The sequence below is a fragment of the Bacillus sp. V3-13 genome (genome assembly GCF_002860165.1).
Taxonomy (GTDB): Bacteria; Bacillota; Bacilli; order Bacillales; family Cytobacillaceae; genus Bacillus_BJ.
Genome location: NZ_PGUZ01000032.1, coordinates 23,713 through 41,655 on the forward strand (window position 1 = coordinate 23,713; position 17,943 = coordinate 41,655).

Annotated in this window: 20 protein-coding genes; 8 read left to right on the forward strand and 12 right to left on the reverse strand. The window is 44.1% G+C overall.

The genetic code is table 11. The features are described from left to right. Positions 1-83: 83 nt before the first annotated feature. Entirely contained in the window at positions 84-566 is a 483-nt protein-coding gene (locus CU633_RS12920; RefSeq protein ID WP_101661008.1) for a DUF456 domain-containing protein, read from the reverse strand. Positions 567-781: 215 nt separating this feature from the next. Here CU633_RS12920 and CU633_RS12925 point away from each other — a divergent pair, with 215 nt between their 5' ends. The 4 genes from CU633_RS12925 to ispG all read left to right on the forward strand — a co-directional run bounded on the left by CU633_RS12925 (position 782) and on the right by ispG (position 5,240). Beyond that, positions 782-1,552 (forward strand): DUF1189 domain-containing protein, encoded by a 771-nt coding sequence (locus CU633_RS12925; protein ID WP_101661009.1) that lies wholly within the window; start codon positions 782-784, stop codon positions 1,550-1,552. Between the two features lie 226 nt (positions 1,553-1,778). After that, a complete protein-coding gene (locus tag CU633_RS12930) occupies positions 1,779-3,452 on the forward strand; it encodes a methyl-accepting chemotaxis protein (RefSeq protein WP_101661035.1) in 1,674 nt (557 codons plus the stop codon). 257 nt (positions 3,453-3,709) lie between these two features. Continuing rightward, the gene (locus CU633_RS12935; RefSeq protein WP_101661010.1) at positions 3,710-4,015 is read left to right on the forward strand and encodes a hypothetical protein; all 306 of its coding nucleotides are present in this window, start codon (positions 3,710-3,712) and stop codon (positions 4,013-4,015) included. A 118-nt stretch (positions 4,016-4,133) separates the two neighbouring features. Beyond that, entirely contained in the window at positions 4,134-5,240 is a 1,107-nt protein-coding gene (gene ispG, locus CU633_RS12940; protein WP_180954958.1) for a flavodoxin-dependent (E)-4-hydroxy-3-methylbut-2-enyl-diphosphate synthase, read from the forward strand. A gap of 68 nt (positions 5,241-5,308) precedes the next feature. Here ispG and CU633_RS12945 read toward each other — a convergent pair whose 3' ends face one another. Continuing rightward, on the reverse strand, positions 5,309-5,701 hold the full coding sequence (locus CU633_RS12945) for a hypothetical protein (protein WP_101661012.1): 393 nt from the start codon (positions 5,699-5,701) through the stop codon (positions 5,309-5,311). A gap of 192 nt (positions 5,702-5,893) precedes the next feature. On the opposite strand from CU633_RS12945, the gene CU633_RS12950 reads away from it, so the two are divergent. Beyond that, positions 5,894-6,466 carry a 5' nucleotidase, NT5C type gene (locus tag CU633_RS12950; protein ID WP_101661013.1) on the forward strand — a complete coding sequence of 191 codons (573 nt, stop codon included), beginning with the start codon at positions 5,894-5,896 and terminating at the stop codon, positions 6,464-6,466. Between the two features lie 37 nt (positions 6,467-6,503). Here CU633_RS12950 and CU633_RS12955 read toward each other — a convergent pair whose 3' ends face one another. The 3 genes from CU633_RS12955 to CU633_RS12965 all read right to left on the reverse strand — a co-directional run bounded on the left by CU633_RS12955 (position 6,504) and on the right by CU633_RS12965 (position 8,618). After that, positions 6,504-6,917, reverse strand: coding sequence for a Fur family transcriptional regulator (locus CU633_RS12955; protein ID WP_101661014.1), 414 nt, complete (start codon positions 6,915-6,917; stop codon positions 6,504-6,506). 79 nt (positions 6,918-6,996) lie between these two features. After that, positions 6,997-7,839 (reverse strand): metal ABC transporter permease, encoded by an 843-nt coding sequence (locus tag CU633_RS12960; RefSeq protein WP_101661015.1) that lies wholly within the window; start codon positions 7,837-7,839, stop codon positions 6,997-6,999. Beyond that, the gene (locus CU633_RS12965; protein ID WP_101661016.1) at positions 7,836-8,618 is read right to left on the reverse strand and encodes a metal ABC transporter ATP-binding protein; all 783 of its coding nucleotides are present in this window, start codon (positions 8,616-8,618) and stop codon (positions 7,836-7,838) included. Before CU633_RS12965 ends, CU633_RS12960 begins: the two co-directional genes overlap by 4 nt. Before the next feature lie 152 nt (positions 8,619-8,770). On the opposite strand from CU633_RS12965, the gene CU633_RS12970 reads away from it, so the two are divergent. Beyond that, the gene (locus tag CU633_RS12970; protein ID WP_101661017.1) at positions 8,771-9,025 is read left to right on the forward strand and encodes a DUF2624 domain-containing protein; all 255 of its coding nucleotides are present in this window, start codon (positions 8,771-8,773) and stop codon (positions 9,023-9,025) included. Between the two features lie 47 nt (positions 9,026-9,072). Here CU633_RS12970 and CU633_RS12975 read toward each other — a convergent pair whose 3' ends face one another. Continuing rightward, positions 9,073-9,966: a deoxyribonuclease IV gene (locus CU633_RS12975; RefSeq protein WP_101661018.1), complete on the reverse strand. Its 894-nt coding sequence runs from the start codon at positions 9,964-9,966 to the stop codon at positions 9,073-9,075. A gap of 30 nt (positions 9,967-9,996) precedes the next feature. Continuing rightward, positions 9,997-11,310: a DEAD/DEAH box helicase gene (locus CU633_RS12980; RefSeq protein ID WP_101661019.1), complete on the reverse strand. Its 1,314-nt coding sequence runs from the start codon at positions 11,308-11,310 to the stop codon at positions 9,997-9,999. Between the two features lie 250 nt (positions 11,311-11,560). Between CU633_RS12980 and CU633_RS12985 the strand changes: the two genes are divergently transcribed. Both CU633_RS12985 and CU633_RS12990 read left to right on the forward strand, forming a co-directional pair. Beyond that, complete coding sequence (locus CU633_RS12985) at positions 11,561-12,178, forward strand: YqfQ family protein (RefSeq protein WP_257958723.1); 618 nt, start codon at positions 11,561-11,563, stop codon at positions 12,176-12,178. 293 nt (positions 12,179-12,471) lie between these two features. Beyond that, a complete protein-coding gene (locus CU633_RS12990; protein ID WP_101661020.1) occupies positions 12,472-13,425 on the forward strand; it encodes a 4-hydroxy-3-methylbut-2-enyl diphosphate reductase in 954 nt (317 codons plus the stop codon). 43 nt (positions 13,426-13,468) lie between these two features. Here the strand turns inward: CU633_RS12990 and CU633_RS12995 are convergent, their stop codons facing one another. The 5 genes from CU633_RS12995 to CU633_RS13015 all read right to left on the reverse strand — a co-directional run bounded on the left by CU633_RS12995 (position 13,469) and on the right by CU633_RS13015 (position 17,863). Continuing rightward, positions 13,469-14,584 carry a Nif3-like dinuclear metal center hexameric protein gene (locus CU633_RS12995; RefSeq protein ID WP_101661021.1) on the reverse strand — a complete coding sequence of 372 codons (1,116 nt, stop codon included), beginning with the start codon at positions 14,582-14,584 and terminating at the stop codon, positions 13,469-13,471. Continuing rightward, the gene (locus tag CU633_RS13000; RefSeq protein ID WP_101661022.1) at positions 14,581-15,291 is read right to left on the reverse strand and encodes a tRNA (adenine(22)-N(1))-methyltransferase; all 711 of its coding nucleotides are present in this window, start codon (positions 15,289-15,291) and stop codon (positions 14,581-14,583) included. The genes CU633_RS12995 and CU633_RS13000 overlap by 4 nt, the downstream gene beginning before the upstream one ends. A 235-nt stretch (positions 15,292-15,526) precedes the next feature. Further along, the gene (cccA, locus tag CU633_RS13005) at positions 15,527-15,889 is read right to left on the reverse strand and encodes a cytochrome c550 (RefSeq protein WP_101661023.1); all 363 of its coding nucleotides are present in this window, start codon (positions 15,887-15,889) and stop codon (positions 15,527-15,529) included. 203 nt (positions 15,890-16,092) lie between these two features. After that, positions 16,093-17,232, reverse strand: a complete 1,140-nt coding sequence (locus CU633_RS13010) for an acyl-CoA dehydrogenase (protein WP_101661024.1) — start codon at positions 17,230-17,232, stop codon at positions 16,093-16,095. A gap of 100 nt (positions 17,233-17,332) precedes the next feature. Further along, positions 17,333-17,863 (reverse strand): hypothetical protein, encoded by a 531-nt coding sequence (locus CU633_RS13015; protein ID WP_101661025.1) that lies wholly within the window; start codon positions 17,861-17,863, stop codon positions 17,333-17,335. Between the last annotated feature and the right edge of the window lie 80 nt (positions 17,864-17,943).

Below are 17,943 nucleotides of genomic sequence, written 5' to 3' on the forward strand. Positions count from 1 at the left end.
CAATCTGTGCTGCCCTGCATTTTGATTGTTCCAAGAGAGGACATTTCCAAACGTCGATCACGGTCTGAAAATGTCCTTCCCTTTCACATTACTAAAATCAGGAAATAGATAATCATCACAGCCTGGATGATCCCTTTTGTGACAACACTGCTGACGAAGCCGATCACTGAGCCAAACCCGATTTTCACTGCGGATTGGATATCCTTTTTATTGATCAGCAGTTCTGCAACGATCGCGCCGAGAAACGGACCGATTAGAATTCCAAGTACCGGAATAACAAATGGCCCGATCAAGAGCCCGATCGTACTTCCCCACACGCCTGCTTTCGAACCTCCATATTTCTTTACTCCTATTAAATTGGCGATATAATCGGCGCCAAACAATAGAATCACAAACAGTCCTTGTATGATCCAGAACAACCAGCCCAACGGTTCAAACGAGAAAAACAAACCATAAAGCAAGAAACCGCCCAGCAAGAATAAAGCGCTCGGGATGACCGGAAAAACCAGCCCGGCAAAGGCAACGATAAACATTAATATAACGGCCGCCCAATATACATATTCCATACCATTCATCCTTCAATTTATTATTTAACACTTATGGCTATTATATATACTATTATTTTTTTCGACAAATATAGCTTCGCATAAAATTTTCACCGGCACGGTTTTATCCTGACTGGGATAAAAAATAACGAACGGCCGGGAGCAACAAAGCTTGTGCTTAAAAAGTGATAAAGATACAATAAGAAAGCAAGACTTAAGTAAGGGTGTGTATATATATGAATATATTTAAACAGTTTTTTAAAAGCTTGTATTCGCCAAAAGACATTGCATTATTTCGATTTCAGGGAATTGGCAAAACGATCTTGTACATTTTCTTTCTTACCCTCCTGTCGATTATTCCATCATCGTACTATCTTGGCACGGCATTAATTGACGGCGTGAATATTGCCCGGGAGTCGATTCAAGAGGATGTGCCGGATTTCACTATCAAGAACGGTCAGCTTTCTTCCGAAGAGAATCGCCCTGTTACAATCAGTAAAGATGGTTTTACGATCATCGTCGATCCAACGGGGTCAGTAAGCGAGAAAGACTTGCGCGCTGAAGATAATGCTGTTGCGCTTCTGCAAAATGAATTTGTATTGGCAGCCGGCGGTGAAACCCAAGTTCATCAGTATTCCATGCTGGGTTTAGATCTCACAAAAAATGATGTGGCCGAGTTAATTACGAATCTTGATTCAATGATGGGGATCCTTATTCCCGTACTGATCTTCGTCATTTATTTATTTTCAAGCGCAATGAAATTTATCGAAATATCGATCCTTGCCCTCTTTGGATTAATGTTAAAAAACCTTGCAGGCAGGAATTTGCAATACCGCCATTTGTGGAGAATGGCTGCATACAGCGTAACGTTGCCAACAATATTTTTTGCCATTATGGGAGCCCTGAAAACCCCGGTTCCAGGCGGATTTTTAATCAATTGGTTCGCCTCGCTGCTGATTCTCTATTTGGCAATCAAGGAAATACCAAAACCTGCTGCAAAAGAATAGCGGGGCCGTTTAGGCCTCGTTATTTTTTTGCAAACGATATATCCTTTAAAAAATGATTAGGAGTAAAGGTCCGGGCAAATCGATCCAAGTTTAGATTAAAAAAACTTAATCTTAACAATTTCTTAACAATTCTCCTTCATAATAAAATTGGATTTAATGGGAGGGGTGCATTTATTTGGAGCGGCTTAAACAGATAAAATTGGCAAGTGGCGAAATCTGGGGCGGAATGCTTTCCAGAGTGTCTTTGCAGGCAAGATTGCTGGCGATTATCCTCAGCCTGCTGCTTGTCACGGTATCAAGCATCGCTTATATTTCTTTTGTGAAATCAAAAGAAACGACGGTGCAATTGATGGAGCAGCGCCTCGAAAAAGAAGCTGAAACCATTAGTGAAATGGCAAAGAACTTAATGTTGATTTACGTTGGGAAGGAAGAAAAATTCAGCGAAAAAATGGAGCAAGTAATTAAATCGCAGGATGCCGGGCTGGCACAGGACGATTTAAAAGGGGAATATTTTTTAATCAATGAAAAAGGGGCTGAACCGTTTCAGGTTAGCCGAAACTCGAAGCTCTCTTTTCCTGAATCTATTTTAACCGAGATTCGTTCGCTGGAAAAAGGAATTGTTCACCGGGAGATAAATGGCCAGCTTTATACGATCTCTTTTTATAATATACAAGAGCTAAATGGCATATATACGATCGTCATTCCTCAGCAATTATATTTAAAAAATATTAATGAAATGGCTACATACATGATCATTGCCGTTTTGATCAGCCTCGTCGCAACCTCGATTATCATCGCGCTTCTTGTCAGGAGTTTAACAAAACCTTTATCAAACCTGCGGGAAGTGATGAAGGAAATCAGGGATGGCAATTTGGAGCTTCAAATAGAGGCGAAGGCGTCCACACCGGAAATCAATTCATTGGTTAAAAGCTTTCAGGCGATGGTCTTGCAAATGAGGGAATTGCTATTTAACATTTCCAGAACAACAAACAACCTGTCGATGACGGGTAATGAGCTCAGGGAAATATCCAGCGATGTGATCGCGCAAAATCACCAGTTAGTAGAGGCGATTCAGGTCGTCAAAGCAGGAGCCGAACAAACAGCCGGCAGTTCAGAGGAAAGTGTTCTTATGTTCCAGGAAATGAAAAGGTCGATCAACAATATTTTTATGAACATTGAGCAGATTACCGCTAAAGCGGACGCGATGAACCGTTCAGCTGCCCATGGAGAAAAGAGTGTTGCCGCAATGACTGAGTCCATAACCGGCTTCGCAGATGAGTTTCAAGGGGTTACTGGAACCATTCACGATGTTAGGAACCATTCCTCTTCGATTGCAAAAGTCATAAACTTAATTCAAGAAATTGCCGAACAAACCAAGCTGTTAGCACTAAACGCTGCCATTGAAGCAGCCAGGGCGGGTGATTCAGGAAAAGGCTTCGCTGTCGTTGCGGGTGAGGTCAGAAAGTTAGCAGATCAGTCTTCACGCGCTGCTGACGAAATTACGGCCACGATCCATGAAATGGAAAATGTTTCCCGGAAAGCTTCCCATGAATTTGAGAACATGCTGAATGGATTTGAAAGCCATTTAAACAATGCCTCTGTCAGCAGACAGGCATTTGACAGCTTAATGCTCGAAATTGCAGAGGTTAATGCAATGATAGCTAATGTGCAAGCTTCACTGTCAGGATTGAACGATACACTGCCGAAAATGGAGCATGCCTCGGAAAGCTTCGTTTCTGTCTCACAGCAAACTGTTGCCAGTGCAGAAGAAATGATGGCTGCTTCCGAACAGCAAATGGAAAAAGTAAAGCTCAGCCATTCTGCAGGCGAGAAACTGACGACGTTATCCGAAGCATTGTCCGAATTGACGAAACATTATCGTTACAATGCCAAAAAATAAAATTTGTATAAGAAAAGCGCAAGCGCCTTGGTCAGCCCCGACAAGCGCTGGAGGGCCTGACAGTGAAGTCGCTTTTTGACTTCATTGGCAGGACCGAAGCGACTCGAGGGGCTAGGCGCTGGAGCTGGACATCGAAACGCCCAACTATATTTAGAAACGTTTATACTTTCCTATAGCTTAAAAAAATCTGTTCTAATTGATTGAGCGCGCGCATATATATTGGACAAACTCCCATTTCGACTGGAGGCCGCTTAATCATGAAACGGATTGCAGGATTCCTCATTGCAGTATTGCTGATATATGTCATCTATTTTGATCTTAGCTCAGGTACTCTGCCGGGTGTAAAGGAACAAAAAACCGAGGCGAAGATGGAAACAAAGCCCGCTTATTTTGAATCAAGTGTTAAGCCGGGCGATACGGTATTGTCAATTATTGAAAAACACATAGATAAAGCTGTTCCCGTCCCTATTGAACAAGTGATTACCGATTTTCAGGGCCTTAATGATGGAGTGAAACCAAATGAAATCCAGATTGGCAAATCGTATAAGTTCCCTGAATATTGATCAGCAAGGGTATCATATCCTTGTCAAATTCAGCAGTTCATTGATACAATGGAAGCATATTGGTTATAACACAGCTTGTGAATCCAATGTTTAAAGGAGAGAATCTCGCTTGAGTGAAATAATACATCGCACGAAAACCCGCCCTGTTAAAGTTGGCAATTTAACGATTGGCGGCAGCAATGAATTGTTTATCCAAAGCATGACAACGACAAAGACCCACGATGTCGAAGCGACCGTTGCGGAAATACTTCGTTTGGAAGAGGCAGGCTGCCAAATTGTCAGGGTGGCTTGCCCGGATGAGCGCGCCGCAAATGCGATACCGGAAATTAAAAAACGAATCAATATCCCGCTTGTTGTCGATATCCATTTTGATTACAAGCTCGCTTTAAAGGCGATTGAAGGCGGAGCCGATAAGATTAGAATAAACCCGGGCAACATCGGAAAACGCGAAAAAGTGGAGGCTGTTGTGAAAGCAGCCAAAGAGAAAGGAATTCCGATCCGAATCGGTGTGAATGCCGGGTCCCTCGAACGCAAAATCCTCGAGAAATACGGCTATCCGACTGCGGACGGTATGGTTGAGAGTGCTCTCCACCATATTAAAATTCTTGAAGATCTTGATTTTCACGATATCATCGTCTCCATGAAAGCGTCTGATGTCAATCTTGCGATTGAAGCGTATGAAAAGGCAGCACGGGCTTTTGATTACCCGCTTCACCTCGGCATCACCGAATCAGGAACGCTGTTCGCAGGAACGGTTAAAAGTGCAGCAGGGCTTGGAGCTATTTTAAGCAAAGGAATCGGAAACACACTGCGTATTTCCTTAAGTGCTGATCCGGTTGAAGAAGTGAAAGTCGCCAGGGAGCTGTTAAAAAGCTTTGGCCTTTCCTCCAATGCGGCAACTTTGATTTCATGCCCGACATGCGGAAGGATTGAAATTGATTTAATCAGTATCGCGAATGAAGTTGAAGAGTATATCCAAAAAATTAAAGCGCCGATTAAAGTAGCTGTGCTGGGCTGTGCGGTAAACGGTCCGGGGGAAGCCCGTGAAGCCGATATCGGCATCGCCGGTGCAAGAGGCGAAGGACTTCTTTTCCGCAAAGGAAAAATTGTCAGAAAGGTTCCGGAAGAGACAATGGTCGAGGAACTAAAAAAAGAAATTGATAAGATTGCAGCAGAATATTTTGAAGCGAAAGCTCTGGAACAACAAGAAGTTGTCCAACCATAATTGTAAAAGACCCGGCGAACTTTGGCCGGGTCTTTTGCTTTTCAATTGCTCCGTTATCTTGAAAAGCTTTAGAAAAACGGCAGGACAAACATCCCGACTATAATTGAGATCGCACCTATTCCAATCGCCCAGCCGCCAAGGCCGGCCGCCCCTCTTCTCAGCGCCACAAAGCCGAGAATAATCCCGGCCGCCCCAAAAAGGATTGGCATCACAAACAGGGATAAAATCGACAGCGCAAGGGCCGCGTAGCCGATACCCCGGCCGCTTGCAGCCACTTCACCCGTATTTCCCCCATTTGCATTGTTGTTATTCTTATTCCGTTCGACACGGACTGGAGCAGCGACCTCAGCTGCTGTCTCTTCACGAAAGTTTGTATCGTTATAGCTGGTCCCGACATCGGATATATTACGATTATTTTTTGCACCTTTATTTTGTTTATTTTGTCGTTGCTTTTCCGCCATGTTAATCCCTCGCTTTCATAATGGAGCATTCATATTGTTTGCGACTTTACACAGTTTCATTATGTTAATGTTTGTCTACATTTTTCCTGTGTTCCCCACGGAAAAATGATTTTCCACTTCAAGTCTTTAGAAATCACTGTTCTTTTGATAATATAAAAGCAACAATGGAAAGACAGGAGCAGGATCATCAGCATGGGAAAACGTTTTGGTATTGATATCGACGGGACAGTTACTTGTCCGACGTCGATGATCCCTCATTTAAACAAAGCATTCAGCATGAACATAACATTAGAAGACATCAAACAGTACGATTTAAACCCGCTGGTCAATATTGGAGAGCACGAATTTGCCGCATGGTTTGCCGAAAACGAGCCGCTCATTTATTCCACTTCACCGCTCGCCGAAGGGGCGGGGGACGTATTAGCCAAATGGCAAAAGGATCACGAGCTTTATTTTATCAGCGCACGAAGGCGAGACCTGCTTGCTTTGACAGAAGAATGGTTTTCCAAACAAGGCTTAACATACCACCATGTTGAATTAATTGGTTCACATGATAAAGTCGCCACAGCCAAAAAATATAACGTCGATATTTTTTTTGAAGACAAACATGATAATGCCGTAATGATTCATGAAGCATGCCGGATTCCGGTAATCCTCTTTGATACCCCGTACAACCGCGATCCAATACCTGAAGGGGTTATCCGCGTCCAAAATTGGCAGCAGGCGGCAATCTGGGTTGAAAATTGGTTGAAGGCCAGCAAATAATAACCAATAAAAAAACGGCTGGAAGTCAGCCGTTTTTTTATTGGTAGCATTCCGGGCAGCGCCCGTAGATTTCAAATTTATGCCCTGAGACATCATAGCCTTTCAGATCTTCGTTCAAGCCTTTCATCGGGCATGTTTCAATTTCCTTTGTTTTTCCGCAGTCAAGACAGATAAAATGGTGGTGATGCTGTTTATGGGTACAAGAAAATCGAAAATGCTTTTCTCCTGACAGCTCGGTCATTTCAAAAATTCCCATATCAACAAATAAAGACAGGTTCCGGTAAATCGTATCAAAGCTCAGTCCCGGATAGTCGTCTTTCATATCCTCCAAAACATCCCGAGCCGTTAAATATTTATCGCTGGCAGCAAAAAGCTGCAGCATTTCTTCTCTTTTCCCTGTGTGTTTGTATCCCTGGTCCTTCAATAGCTTTAATGCTTCGTCCACATTCATTTCATTCACCTCTTAATCCGCAATGAATCGGAAGAACCGGCCGCCTGAGCCGGATCCATCCAAAATTTCCTGCTGAAACTTACACAGGTCTTGCCAATAAAACTTTTTTAAAAAGGATTGAAATCATTAAAATTGCCACAGCGATCATCACGATTGTGCCGCCTGGAGCCAAATCAAGATAATACGACAGTGTTAATCCGCCAAGAACCGACGTTTCGCCAAAGATCACGGAATAAAAAATGGTTTGTTTGAATCCCCTGGCAATGCGAATACTTGCAGCAACAGGCAGTGTCATCAGCGAGGATACTAAGAGGATCCCGACAATCCTCATTGACGCAGCAATGACGAGAGCCACCATAACAATAAAGATAAAATGGATACTTTTAGCAGCGATTCCGGAAGCCTTGGCGTGTTCTTCATCAAAGGATAATAGAAATAACTCCTTATAAAGCATGAAAATAACGGCAATCACAAACAGGCTGATCACGACAATCGTCCACAGGTCTGTCCGGCTTACTGCGCTGACACTCCCAAATAAATAGCTGAATAAATCAGTATTAAAACCGTCTGCCAGTGAAATAAATACGACACCAAGCCCGATGCCACCCGAAAGGATAATCGGAATCGCGAGCTCCTGATAATGCTTGTATACGGTGCGAAGCTTTTCGATAAAAACGGAGCCGGCTACCGAAAAGGCCATTCCCATGTAGAGGGGATTCAGCCCGGCCAGTGCTGTGTAACGCTTCTCAAGAAGCAGGCTCGCTGCGATTCCGGCAAGGGTGACGTGGCTTAACGCATCCGCAATCAAGGATAACCTTCTTACAACTATAAAAACGCCAAGAAGCGGGGCGATGATCCCAATGATCATTCCAGTCAAAAAGGCATTTTGCAGAAATTCGTATTGAAGAATGTTGGCAATCATTCGACACCTCCATGGGGAGCATGGTCATGTGTCAGCACATGGACGTCATGACCGTAATATTCGGACATTTCATCCATTCTCAAGTGTTCAAATTCCTCGGTATTGCCATGGAAATGGAGATGCTTATTCAGGCAGGCAACATGGGTAACTTTATCCGTTATCGTGCCTATATCATGGGTAACAAGCAAAAGGGTGATGCCGAGTTTTTTATTTAAACCGCCGAGCATTTGATAAAAAGCCTGTACATGTTGCGCATCAACCCCGACGGTCGGTTCATCCAAAATCAAAAGCTCAGGATCACTGACAAGTGCTCTTGCGATAAAGACCCGCTGTTGCTGCCCCCCGGATAATTCCCCGATGTTTTTTTTGATGAATTTTTCAAGCCCGACCGATTTCACTGCCTGGAAAACCTTCAATTTGTCTTCCTTGTCCATAAACCGGAACATGCCAATTTTTTTTGTCAGTCCGCTGGCAACTACTTCAAAAACCGTTGCCGGAAACCCTGTGTTAAACGAGTTTGACTTTTGCGATACGAAACCGATTTTTTGCCAGTCCTTAAAGCGGCTGATCTCCTTTTCAAATAAGAAGATCTCCCCTTTTTGCGGCTTTAAAAGCCCGAGGATTAATTTTAGAAGTGTTGATTTGCCGGAACCGTTCGGACCGACAATACCGAGGAAGGAGCCTTTTAGAATCTGAAGGTTAATATCCTCAAGCACCAGTTCCTTCTCATACCGGTACGAAACATTATCTATCTTTACAATCGTCTCAGTTATATTCAATCCTATCACCTAATTTAAGAATCATTACGATTTACATTTTGTAGTATACAACAACCGGGTTTTAAAGTAAAGAAAACCCAGTCCATATTGAATTTTCACTTTTTGTCACGATTCCTGAATTGCGCTCATATGTTGCTAAAGAGGTGACGACGGTGAAAATTTTTCAAAACATCATTAATCACAAAATCAATACAATCTCCGCTGACGAATTACTGAAATATGCAAAACAATTTCAAATTAAGGTCAGCAGGCAGCAAGCGCAAAAAGTGGCGACATACTTAAGAGGAAAACAAATTAATATTTTTAATGATGCCGAGCGGACTGCATTAATCAAAGAAATTGCCAAGGTTGCCGGCCCGGACACAGCAAGGGAAGTCAACCGGATTTTTCTCGAACTTACTAAGTAATCAAATTGAAACCATAAAAAAAGCTGTGAATCTCACAGCTTTTTTTATTATCCGCGCATAATGTTGTCGAGAAGGTTGTCGTCAAATTTTTGTTCTCTCAGCATCGCTATTTCATGCTTGTAAGGTGCCTTTTTGTTTAGTTTATCTTCGCCAACATAAGGAGTTTCAAGGATTTTCGGAATGTTCGCCAGCTGAGGATGGTGAACGATATAGTTGAGAGCCTTAAAGCCGATCTGCCCGAATCCGATATTTTCATGGCGGTCTTTTCTCATTCCACGCGCATTTTTACTATCATTAATGTGCAGTACCTTCAATTTGTCAAGACCGATGATTTTATCAAACTCATTTAAAACTCCATCAAAATCCTCGACAATATTGTAGCCTGCATCATGGGTATGGCATGTGTCAAAGCATACCGAAACATGATCGCTGTAATTGACACCATCCATAATCATCGCAAGCTCTTCGAACGTTTTTCCGCATTCAGAGCCTTTGCCAGCCATCGTTTCAAGCGCTACCTGGACATTGTCTTTACCTGTCAATACTTCATTAAGCCCTTCGACTATTTTCTTAATGCCTGCTTCCGTCCCTTCGCCCACGTGCGCGCCGGGATGCAAAACGATTTGCTTCGCTCCGATTGCTTCGGTACGCTCAATTTCCGACCTCAGGAAGTTCACCCCGAGCTCAAATGTAGCCGCATTAACGGCGTTTCCAATATTAATAATGTAGGGGGCATGCACGATGATTTCATCAATGCCGTTCGCTTCCATATGGCGCCACCCTTCTTCGATATTGAGATCTTCTATTTTCTTTCGCCGTGTATTTTGCGGTGCCCCTGTATAGATCATAAATGTATTTGAACCATATGAAATAGCTTCTTCACTCGCAGCAAGCAGCATTTTTTTCCCGCTCATCGAAACGTGTGAACCAATTTTCAACATATTCTCTTCTCTCCCTATTTTAAGCAAAAGTTATTTTTTTCTTTGCACCCGCTTTTGCCTTTTTTTTATTTTAGCGACCTCGGCCTGCATTTTCTTTTTATAGCCGGGCTTTACTTTATTCGGCTTCCGGACCATCGACTTCGCCCGGACATCGAGGTCGTCCGCCTGCTTCTGGCGATTTTTGCGTTTGTTTCGATCGCCGGTTTCGACCAATTCGCCCTTCTGGATATCAACATTTTTAAATTGGATTCCGAGCTTTTCAAGCCGGTTCAGGGCATCCTCGTCGGAATCCTCATAAATCGTTAAAGCGACCCCTGACGCACCTGCCCTGGCGGTGCGGCCAACACGGTGCACATAAAAATCCAAATCAGACGGCAATTCGATGTTCATAACATGGCTGACGCCCTCAATATCGATTCCTCGCGCCGCCAAATCAGTCGCAACAATGTACTGGAACTCAAGGTCGTTCACTTGTTTCATTACTTTCCTGCGCTCACGCGGACTTAAATCACCGTGGATTCTGCCAACTTTCAAGCCTTTTGCAAGCAAACCATCTGCGACTTGATCAGCCATTTTTTTTGTATTCGTGAAAACGATCGCCAAGTATGGATTGAAGATCTGCAGGCTTTCAAAAGCGATGTCAATCTTCGAACGGTGCCGCGCTGGAATGATGTAATGTGTAATCTTTTCTGCAGCAATTTGTTTTGGCTCAATATGGACATAAGCCGGGTTTTCCATGTACTTCTTTAAAAACGGTTTCAGCTTTTCCGGAATCGTTGCCGAAAAGACGAGCATTTGAAGCTGTTCCGGCATCCTTGCCGCCACTTGGTCGACATCTTCAATAAACCCCATATCGAGCATTAAATCAGCTTCGTCAATAACAAGTGTGGAGGCTGTATAAACAATCAGCGCATGCTCCTTAACTAGGTCGTTGATTCTTCCCGGCGTTCCAACGACAATGTGAGGCTGCGTTTTCAATTTATCAATCGTGCGCTGCTTGTCCGTTCCGCCAATGAAGCAGCGGGCAGAAATCATTTTGTCTTCGTCGCAATGCTTTGTAACTTTCAGGATTTCCCGATAAATTTGATTCGCCAGTTCACGGGTTGGTGCAGTAATGACGGCTTGCACTTCCTGTTTGTCAGGATCAATTTTATTCAGAATCGGCAGGATATAAGCATGCGTTTTTCCGGTGCCTGTCTGTGATTGGCCAATTGCGCTTTCACCCTTCAGCACGATCGGAATGAGCCGGCGCTGTATTTCAGTCGGCTCCTGAAAGCCAAGATCGGCCACGGCTTCTACCAGGAAAGGCTTAAGCTTGTATTGTAAAAACTTCGTTTCAGTCATTTGGTTAACTCCTCATATCATGAATTAAAGGTCGATCCTTATTACCCGTCCTGTAATTATAATAAAGTTTTCATTAAATCTCCACTGCGGTATTTTGACCTCCCAGGTTGAGGAAACGGCCCTTATAGTATTTTCCAATTTCCAGCAATTAATGAAAGGAGCTTTTTTGTGCTCCACCTCTGCCCAAAACCAAAATGATTTTGAACGCATATGTTAACAATAAGAGATAACAATGAAGGAGGTAATGACTATGCAGCCGAGACATCGAGGTCCGTTTGGCGGAGGAATCAACCACGGCTTTATGAATAACCGGCGACCCGGACCGGGATTCAACCATGGCAGGATCGGCGGGCCATTCGGCCAAATGATGGGTCCGCAGAGGCAGGTGAAACAAGGAGGGGGACTGCTGGCAAAAATTTTTGGCCGTGGGAGCCAAACGGGATATCAAGGTGCTCCCGGGGGCGGTATTTTTGGCGTGGGCGGCCGTGCGAGTTCTCCTGCAGCAGGTGGAAGCTCATTTTTGAAAACACTTGCCAATCCGGCCGCCATAAACGGATTTCTAAATAATACCCAGCAAATACTTAATGCCGTGCAAACGGTCGGGCCGATTGTCCAGCAATACGGGCCGCTCGTCAAAAACTTCCCTGCGATGTTGAAATTATATAAAGGGCTCAAGGACGCTCCTGAAAATGACGGGGATCACGCAAAAAAAACCAAGAAAGATCGCAGCCGAAAACGATCCGTCCTTGAATCAGAATCTGAATCCTGGGACGATCTTGAATCAGAATCTGAGTCCCCGCAGGATCAGGAAGATGCGCCATTAAGGCGGCCGAAAAATGGAAATTCTGTACCGAAAATATTTTTTTAACAGAGTAAATTTCACAATGTAATAAGCTGGACCGAAAAACGAATGAAATTGTCTAAATAAGCAGGAGTATGCCGCAGGAACGAATAATACTATCTTAATTTTAAATAACTGTTCGTTTTTCAATTAAAGTATGCTTTATGAAATTCATTCTAACAATAAAAAAGAATTTTGCATGTGCATTTTCCCGGTTATTGCTAATGATATACATTAGTGATTCCGCTTTGTAATCTTCCCATAAGTTATATATAATTAATCATAAGCATGTATTTGCTTTTTTATGGGGAGGACTCAATATGAAGGTTTTAAAGATATCACCGCGCGGCTATTGCTATGGCGTGGTTGATGCGATGGTTATTGCCCGTAATGCAGCTTTGGATCAGTCTTTGCCAAGGCCTATCTATATACTCGGTATGATTGTCCACAATAAGCATGTGACAGATGCCTTTGAGCAAGAAGGAATTATTACGCTTGATGGACAGAATCGCAAAGAAATATTGGAGCAGGTTGACCATGGTACTGTTATTTTCACAGCCCACGGGATATCTCCTGAAGTGAGGGAGCTTGCGGCAAAAAAAGGACTTGTTACAATCGATGCCACTTGCCCGGATGTTACGAAAACACATGATTTAATCCGCCAGAAAGAAAAAGAAGGCTACCAGGTCATTTATATCGGTAAAAAGGGCCATCCCGAGCCTGAAGGTGCCGTTGGCGTCGCTCCGGGGATCGTCCATTTAGTTTCCTCAATTGAGGATGTCGATGCCCTTCAAGTTGCCGGTGACAAAATCATCGTCACCAACCAGACGACGATGAGCCAATGGGATGTGGCAGATATCATGGAAAAGGTTAGAGAAAAATATCCTCATGTCGAAATGCATCAGGAAATTTGCCTCGCTACCCAGGTACGCCAGGAAGCGGTCGCCGAGCAGGCCGGTCAAGCAGACGTGCTGATCGTTGTTGGTGACCCGAAGAGCAATAACTCGAATCGGCTTGCCCAGGTTTCCGAAGAAATAGCCGGTACGAAGGCTTATCGAATTGCCGACATATCGGAGCTTGATCTGGACTGGATTAAAGACGCAAGTACAGTAGCGGTTACAGCCGGAGCATCAACACCGACGCCGATCACAAAAGAAGTGATCGCCTTTCTTGAACAATACGATCCGGAGGATTCATCCACATGGGTTCGTGCAAAGAAAGTACCGCTTGAAAAGATTCTTCCAAAAGTAAAAAAGTTGGCGGCCAAGCCATGATTGATAAAACCCTTGCCTGAGCGGCAAGGGTTTTTTATCGCATTTAAATAAACTGGAATGGATCTGTATGAACAGTTGACGGAAAGATGTTGATTGCATAACCTTTTTCCCTGGACAACCTCGTTAAAACAGTCGCGGTCCCCTGTTTCATTACTTTTTCGACATTATGCCCGGGATCGACAATATTAAGGCCCATCATCATCGCATCATGGGCGGTATGGTAATACATATCCCCGGTCACATAAACGTCGGCCCCTTTAAATTTGGCATGATTGATATATTTATTGCCGTCACCGCCAAGCACTGCAATTTTCTTGACTTTCGTATTCAAGTTCCCGGCAACACGGACTGCCGGAACATCCAGGACCGTTTTAACATGGCGGGCAAACTCTTCCAATGTCGTCTCTTCTATGTAGCCTACCCTGCCAAGACCTAGCAGCTCACCTTTATTTTCGAGGGGATAAATATCGTAGGCCACCTCTTCATATGGATGTGCCTTCAGCATTGCGCCCAGTACTTTCTTTTCGATTGTCTCCGGATAAACCGTTTCAATCCTCGCTTCAGGCACTGCCTCAAGGGTTCCATGCCTGCCGATATGCGGATTGGTACCGGCACCAGGCAAGAACCGGCCTGTTCCGCTGCTTGAGTACGAACAATGGCTGTAAGCGCCGATTGCCCCCGCACCCGCTGTTCCGAGTGCTTCCCTGACGTCGGCCGCATTTTCTTCCGGCACGAACACGACTAGTTTTTTCAATTTGTTTTCGTATGTTGGAAAGAGCAGCTCCGTGTTTTCGAGGCCCAGTGCTTCAGCGAGCATATCATTGACGCCGCCGATTGCGACATCCAGATTTGTATGGGCCGCATAAACAGCAATTTCGTGCTTGATCAGCTTTTCGATCACAGCTCCCTGATAAGTATCTGTCGCGATTTTCTGCAGCGGGCGAAAAATGAGCGGATGGTGGGCGATAATAAGCTGGACATTCTTCTCGATTGCCTCATCGACGACTTCCTCCAGCACATCGAGGGCGATCATCACGTTTTCGACAGGTTTGTTCAGCCTGCCAATCTGGAGTCCGACTTTATCTCCTTCCATCGCCAGGCTCTTTGGCGAGAATGTTTCAAACATTTGAATAACCTCAAAACCATTGACTTGTTTCACTGTTTTAAAGCCTCCTCCACGATTTTGATTTTCCTGAGAAGCTCCTGCTTTTTTTCGGCGGCCTCGCTGTTGTCATCCGCTTTTTCGAGCTGTATCAAAATCCGTTCCCAGTTTTCCTTTTCAGCAAGCCATTTTTTTCGGAAAGCATCATTTTGCCTTTCCATTAAGATCGGTCCGAGCAAAAGTCCCGCTTCGGGCGGCTCGCCGTAACCGGAAAGCGGATCACCCTGTTCCGCCGCCAATATCTCATAGATTTTTCCGTCTTCTTCCAGAATTTCTTCACCGATCAGCTTCCAGCCATTGTCAATCAGCCATTTTCGGATCGAAATGGCGCCGATATTCGGCTGGAGGATCAGGCGCTTAATCCCCGGAAGCTTTTCTTTGCCTTTTTCCAATATTGAAGCAATTAACGTTCCACCCATTCCCGCGATCGTGATGCAGTCAACTTCGCCGGGGGAGATGACCTCAAGTCCATCTCCTTTGCGTACGATGATGTTTTCGGAAAATCCCTCTTCTTCTACTTGCTTTTTCGCCGACCGATACGGCCCTTCGGCCACCTCTCCCGCTACTGCAAATGACACGATGCCTTGTTGAACAGCATGGCACGGGAGGTAAGCATGGTCCGATCCTATGTCAGCAAGCCGGCTGCCTGCAGGGATATATTGCACAACCGTTTTTAAACGATCTGATAGATTCTCTGTATTCATCCAGTCACCCATTAATAATAGTTTTTTTTAAGAATGAATTTCATAAAGCAATTCTTTAATTAAAAAACGAACAGTTATATAAAATTAAGATAGTAGTATCCGTTTCCTGGGGCATACTCCTGTTTACTTAGATAACTTCATTCGTTTTTCGGTCCAGCTTATTACATTGTGAAATTTACTCCTTAAGTATAAAAAAAGTCCTTTACAGATGCAAAGGACCGATTTTTTCATAATATTATTTTATACCTGCCAACCATTCAGCCATTTCTGCTGCTTGGTCTTGCGGAACAAGGCCGGGTGGCATATTGCCTTTACCGTTGACTACGATATCAGCAATCTCTTCCTGGGACAGTCTGTCGCCTACACCCTTTAATGCAGGGCCTGCTCCACCTTGATAGTCGCCGCCATGGCAGCCAATACAGCTTTTTTGATAGATTTCTTCAGGGCTTGCAGCAGCAGTCTCTGCTTGTTCTTCGCCGCCCTCAGCTTTTTTCGCCATTTCTTCAGCATCACCAAGGCCTTTAACTGAAAGAAAGAACATTAAGCCAATCCCCAATACCGCTATGAGAGCAAATGGAATAAGCGGGTTACGATTCATGAGTTTACCTCCCTTATGTAACAACATCTCAGTTTAATATTATCGTATACAAACAATTTCTATTTTACTTTAAAATTGCTGAGAGGAAAAGCCCTAATGTAAACTTTGTCACTTGATGTTCTTAAATTGGACAAAATAAACGCCTGTAGAAAAAACTTTTCTCTACAGGCTGAAATTGATGATAAAGATTTGCCTGGACGCTTTCAACAGCCGATTGTTCTCGCAATTACGAGCCTTTGGATTTCGGATGTACCTTCACCGATTTCGGTCAGCTTCGCATCACGCATATAACGTTCAACATGGTATTCCTTCATATAGCCATAGCCGCCGTGTATTTGCACGGCCTGATCGGTTACTTCCATGCTGATTTCCGAAGCGTACAGCTTGCACATCGAAGCTTCCTTCGTGAACGGCCTTCCTTTGTCCTTCAGCCAGGCCGCTTTGTACACCATATTGCGGGCAAGCTCGATTTTCATGGCCATATCCGCCAGTTTAAACTGGATCGCCTGAAAGGCTGACAGGGAGCGGCCAAACTGCTTGCGCTCATGGGCATATTGAAGAGCTTTATCGTAAGCTGCCTGGGCGATTCCAACCGCCATAGCCCCGATCCCAATCCGCCCGCCGTCAAGAGTGATTAAGAATTGTTTGAATCCTTCCCCTCTTTTGCCGAGCAAGTGCTCAGTCGGAACGCGCACATCTTCCAGGACCAGTTCTGTTGTATTCGATGCGTGCAAGCCCATCTTCTCATAATTGTCGATCACTTTAAAACCTGGCGCATCTGTCGGCACAATAATCGCACTGATTTCTTTTTGTCCGTCCTGTTCACCCGTCACAGCCGTTAATGCAAGGTGCCTGGCATAGCTGGCATTGGTAATATAGCATTTGTTGCCGTTGATCACAAATTCCCCATCTTTTTCAACTGCCGTTGTTCTCGTTCCCCCAGCATCGGATCCTGCATTCGGTTCTGTTAAGCCAAATGCCCCCAAAGTTTCCCCCGTGCAGATAGGAACCAGGTATTTTTGTTTTTGTTCCTCTGTGCCGAATAAGTATATTGGTGCCCCTCCAAGCGATATATGCGCCGAATACGTAATTCCCGTTGAAGCGCAGGCGCGGCTCAGCTCCTCGGTTACAATCGCGAAACTGACCGTATCTGCGCCTCCTCCGCCATACTCTTCAGGAAAGGGCAAACCCATCATCCCCATGCCGGCCAGCTTTTTAAAAACGGATGCCGGAAATTGTTTATTACGGTCCCGCTCAAGAGCGCCGGGAGCCACTTCTTCATCTGCGAATTCCCGGATTGTTTTGCGGATCATTTCCTGTTCTGAAGTTAAATCAAAATTCATTGAACTTCCCCCTCGCCATTTTTGAATGCGCTTTCATCACTCTTATTATAAAAGGGAAATATGAATTTTCACAACATTTTAAAATTTTTAAAATAAATTATTATATAAAAATAGAAATAATGATGATCGCCGTTCCAATAATGCCGGACAGTTTAAAATAAAGAAGTTTTAATTTCCAGCCAATCAAAATCCAGAGCAGACAGTTTGCCGAACAAATGGTATAGAGAATCCCGTCATGGTTTGGCGCCAGCACGGAGGCCCCCTCCACAGACAATAAAAGAAAAATCAGGGCCGAAACAATTAAGGGCACTTGAAATGAAATCCCTTTTCTGGAAAAATAGTAAGCAGCAAACAAACCGGCGATGATAAAAACTCCGCCAAGAGCCATTTGCAAAATGAAAGACAATTCAGTAAAATAAATGACAAATATAAAAATTGGAATGAGAAGGAAAATAGCAACGCTTGGAAAACGGTTTTTGAATGAAGCGATTCTCTGTTTATGTTTTTCGACCGGGCGATTCCCTTCCGTATATAGCGCCAAAAGGTAGTTGCAGTATTGCTCGGGAAGCAGCCTGTTTTCCTTCCAATACAAAATCTCTTTAATAATCGTACTTTTACGATTTTGATTCATTTATTGTACACTTCCTAACATCTGCTCCAGTTGAAAACTGGAAACATGGTAAAAAAAAATAGTTTACTTCCATTGTAAGA

Coding starts and splice junctions, on each gene's coding strand:
- CU633_RS13010 (WP_101661024.1), bottom strand. CDS start 17,232: ATGAATTTTGATTTAACTTCAGAACAGGAAATGATCCGCAAAACAATC.
- CU633_RS13000 (WP_101661022.1), bottom strand. CDS start 15,291: ATGAATACAGAGAATCTATCAGATCGTTTAAAAACGGTTGTGCAATAT.
- CU633_RS12960 (WP_101661015.1), bottom strand. CDS start 7,839: ATGATTGCCAACATTCTTCAATACGAATTTCTGCAAAATGCCTTTTTG.
- CU633_RS12985 (WP_257958723.1), top strand. CDS start 11,561: ATGCAGCCGAGACATCGAGGTCCGTTTGGCGGAGGAATCAACCACGGC.
- CU633_RS12930 (WP_101661035.1), top strand. CDS start 1,779: ATGCTTTCCAGAGTGTCTTTGCAGGCAAGATTGCTGGCGATTATCCTC.
- CU633_RS12990 (WP_101661020.1), top strand. CDS start 12,472: ATGAAGGTTTTAAAGATATCACCGCGCGGCTATTGCTATGGCGTGGTT.
- CU633_RS12935 (WP_101661010.1), top strand. CDS start 3,710: ATGAAACGGATTGCAGGATTCCTCATTGCAGTATTGCTGATATATGTC.
- CU633_RS12950 (WP_101661013.1), top strand. CDS start 5,894: ATGGGAAAACGTTTTGGTATTGATATCGACGGGACAGTTACTTGTCCG.
- CU633_RS12975 (WP_101661018.1), bottom strand. CDS start 9,966: ATGTTGAAAATTGGTTCACACGTTTCGATGAGCGGGAAAAAAATGCTG.
- CU633_RS12925 (WP_101661009.1), top strand. CDS start 782: ATGAATATATTTAAACAGTTTTTTAAAAGCTTGTATTCGCCAAAAGAC.
- CU633_RS12955 (WP_101661014.1), bottom strand. CDS start 6,917: ATGAATGTGGACGAAGCATTAAAGCTATTGAAGGACCAGGGATACAAA.
- CU633_RS12980 (WP_101661019.1), bottom strand. CDS start 11,310: ATGACTGAAACGAAGTTTTTACAATACAAGCTTAAGCCTTTCCTGGTA.
- cccA (WP_101661023.1), bottom strand. CDS start 15,889: ATGAATCGTAACCCGCTTATTCCATTTGCTCTCATAGCGGTATTGGGG.
- CU633_RS13015 (WP_101661025.1), bottom strand. CDS start 17,863: ATGAATCAAAATCGTAAAAGTACGATTATTAAAGAGATTTTGTATTGG.
- CU633_RS12920 (WP_101661008.1), bottom strand. CDS start 566: ATGGAATATGTATATTGGGCGGCCGTTATATTAATGTTTATCGTTGCC.
- CU633_RS12945 (WP_101661012.1), bottom strand. CDS start 5,701: ATGGCGGAAAAGCAACGACAAAATAAACAAAATAAAGGTGCAAAAAAT.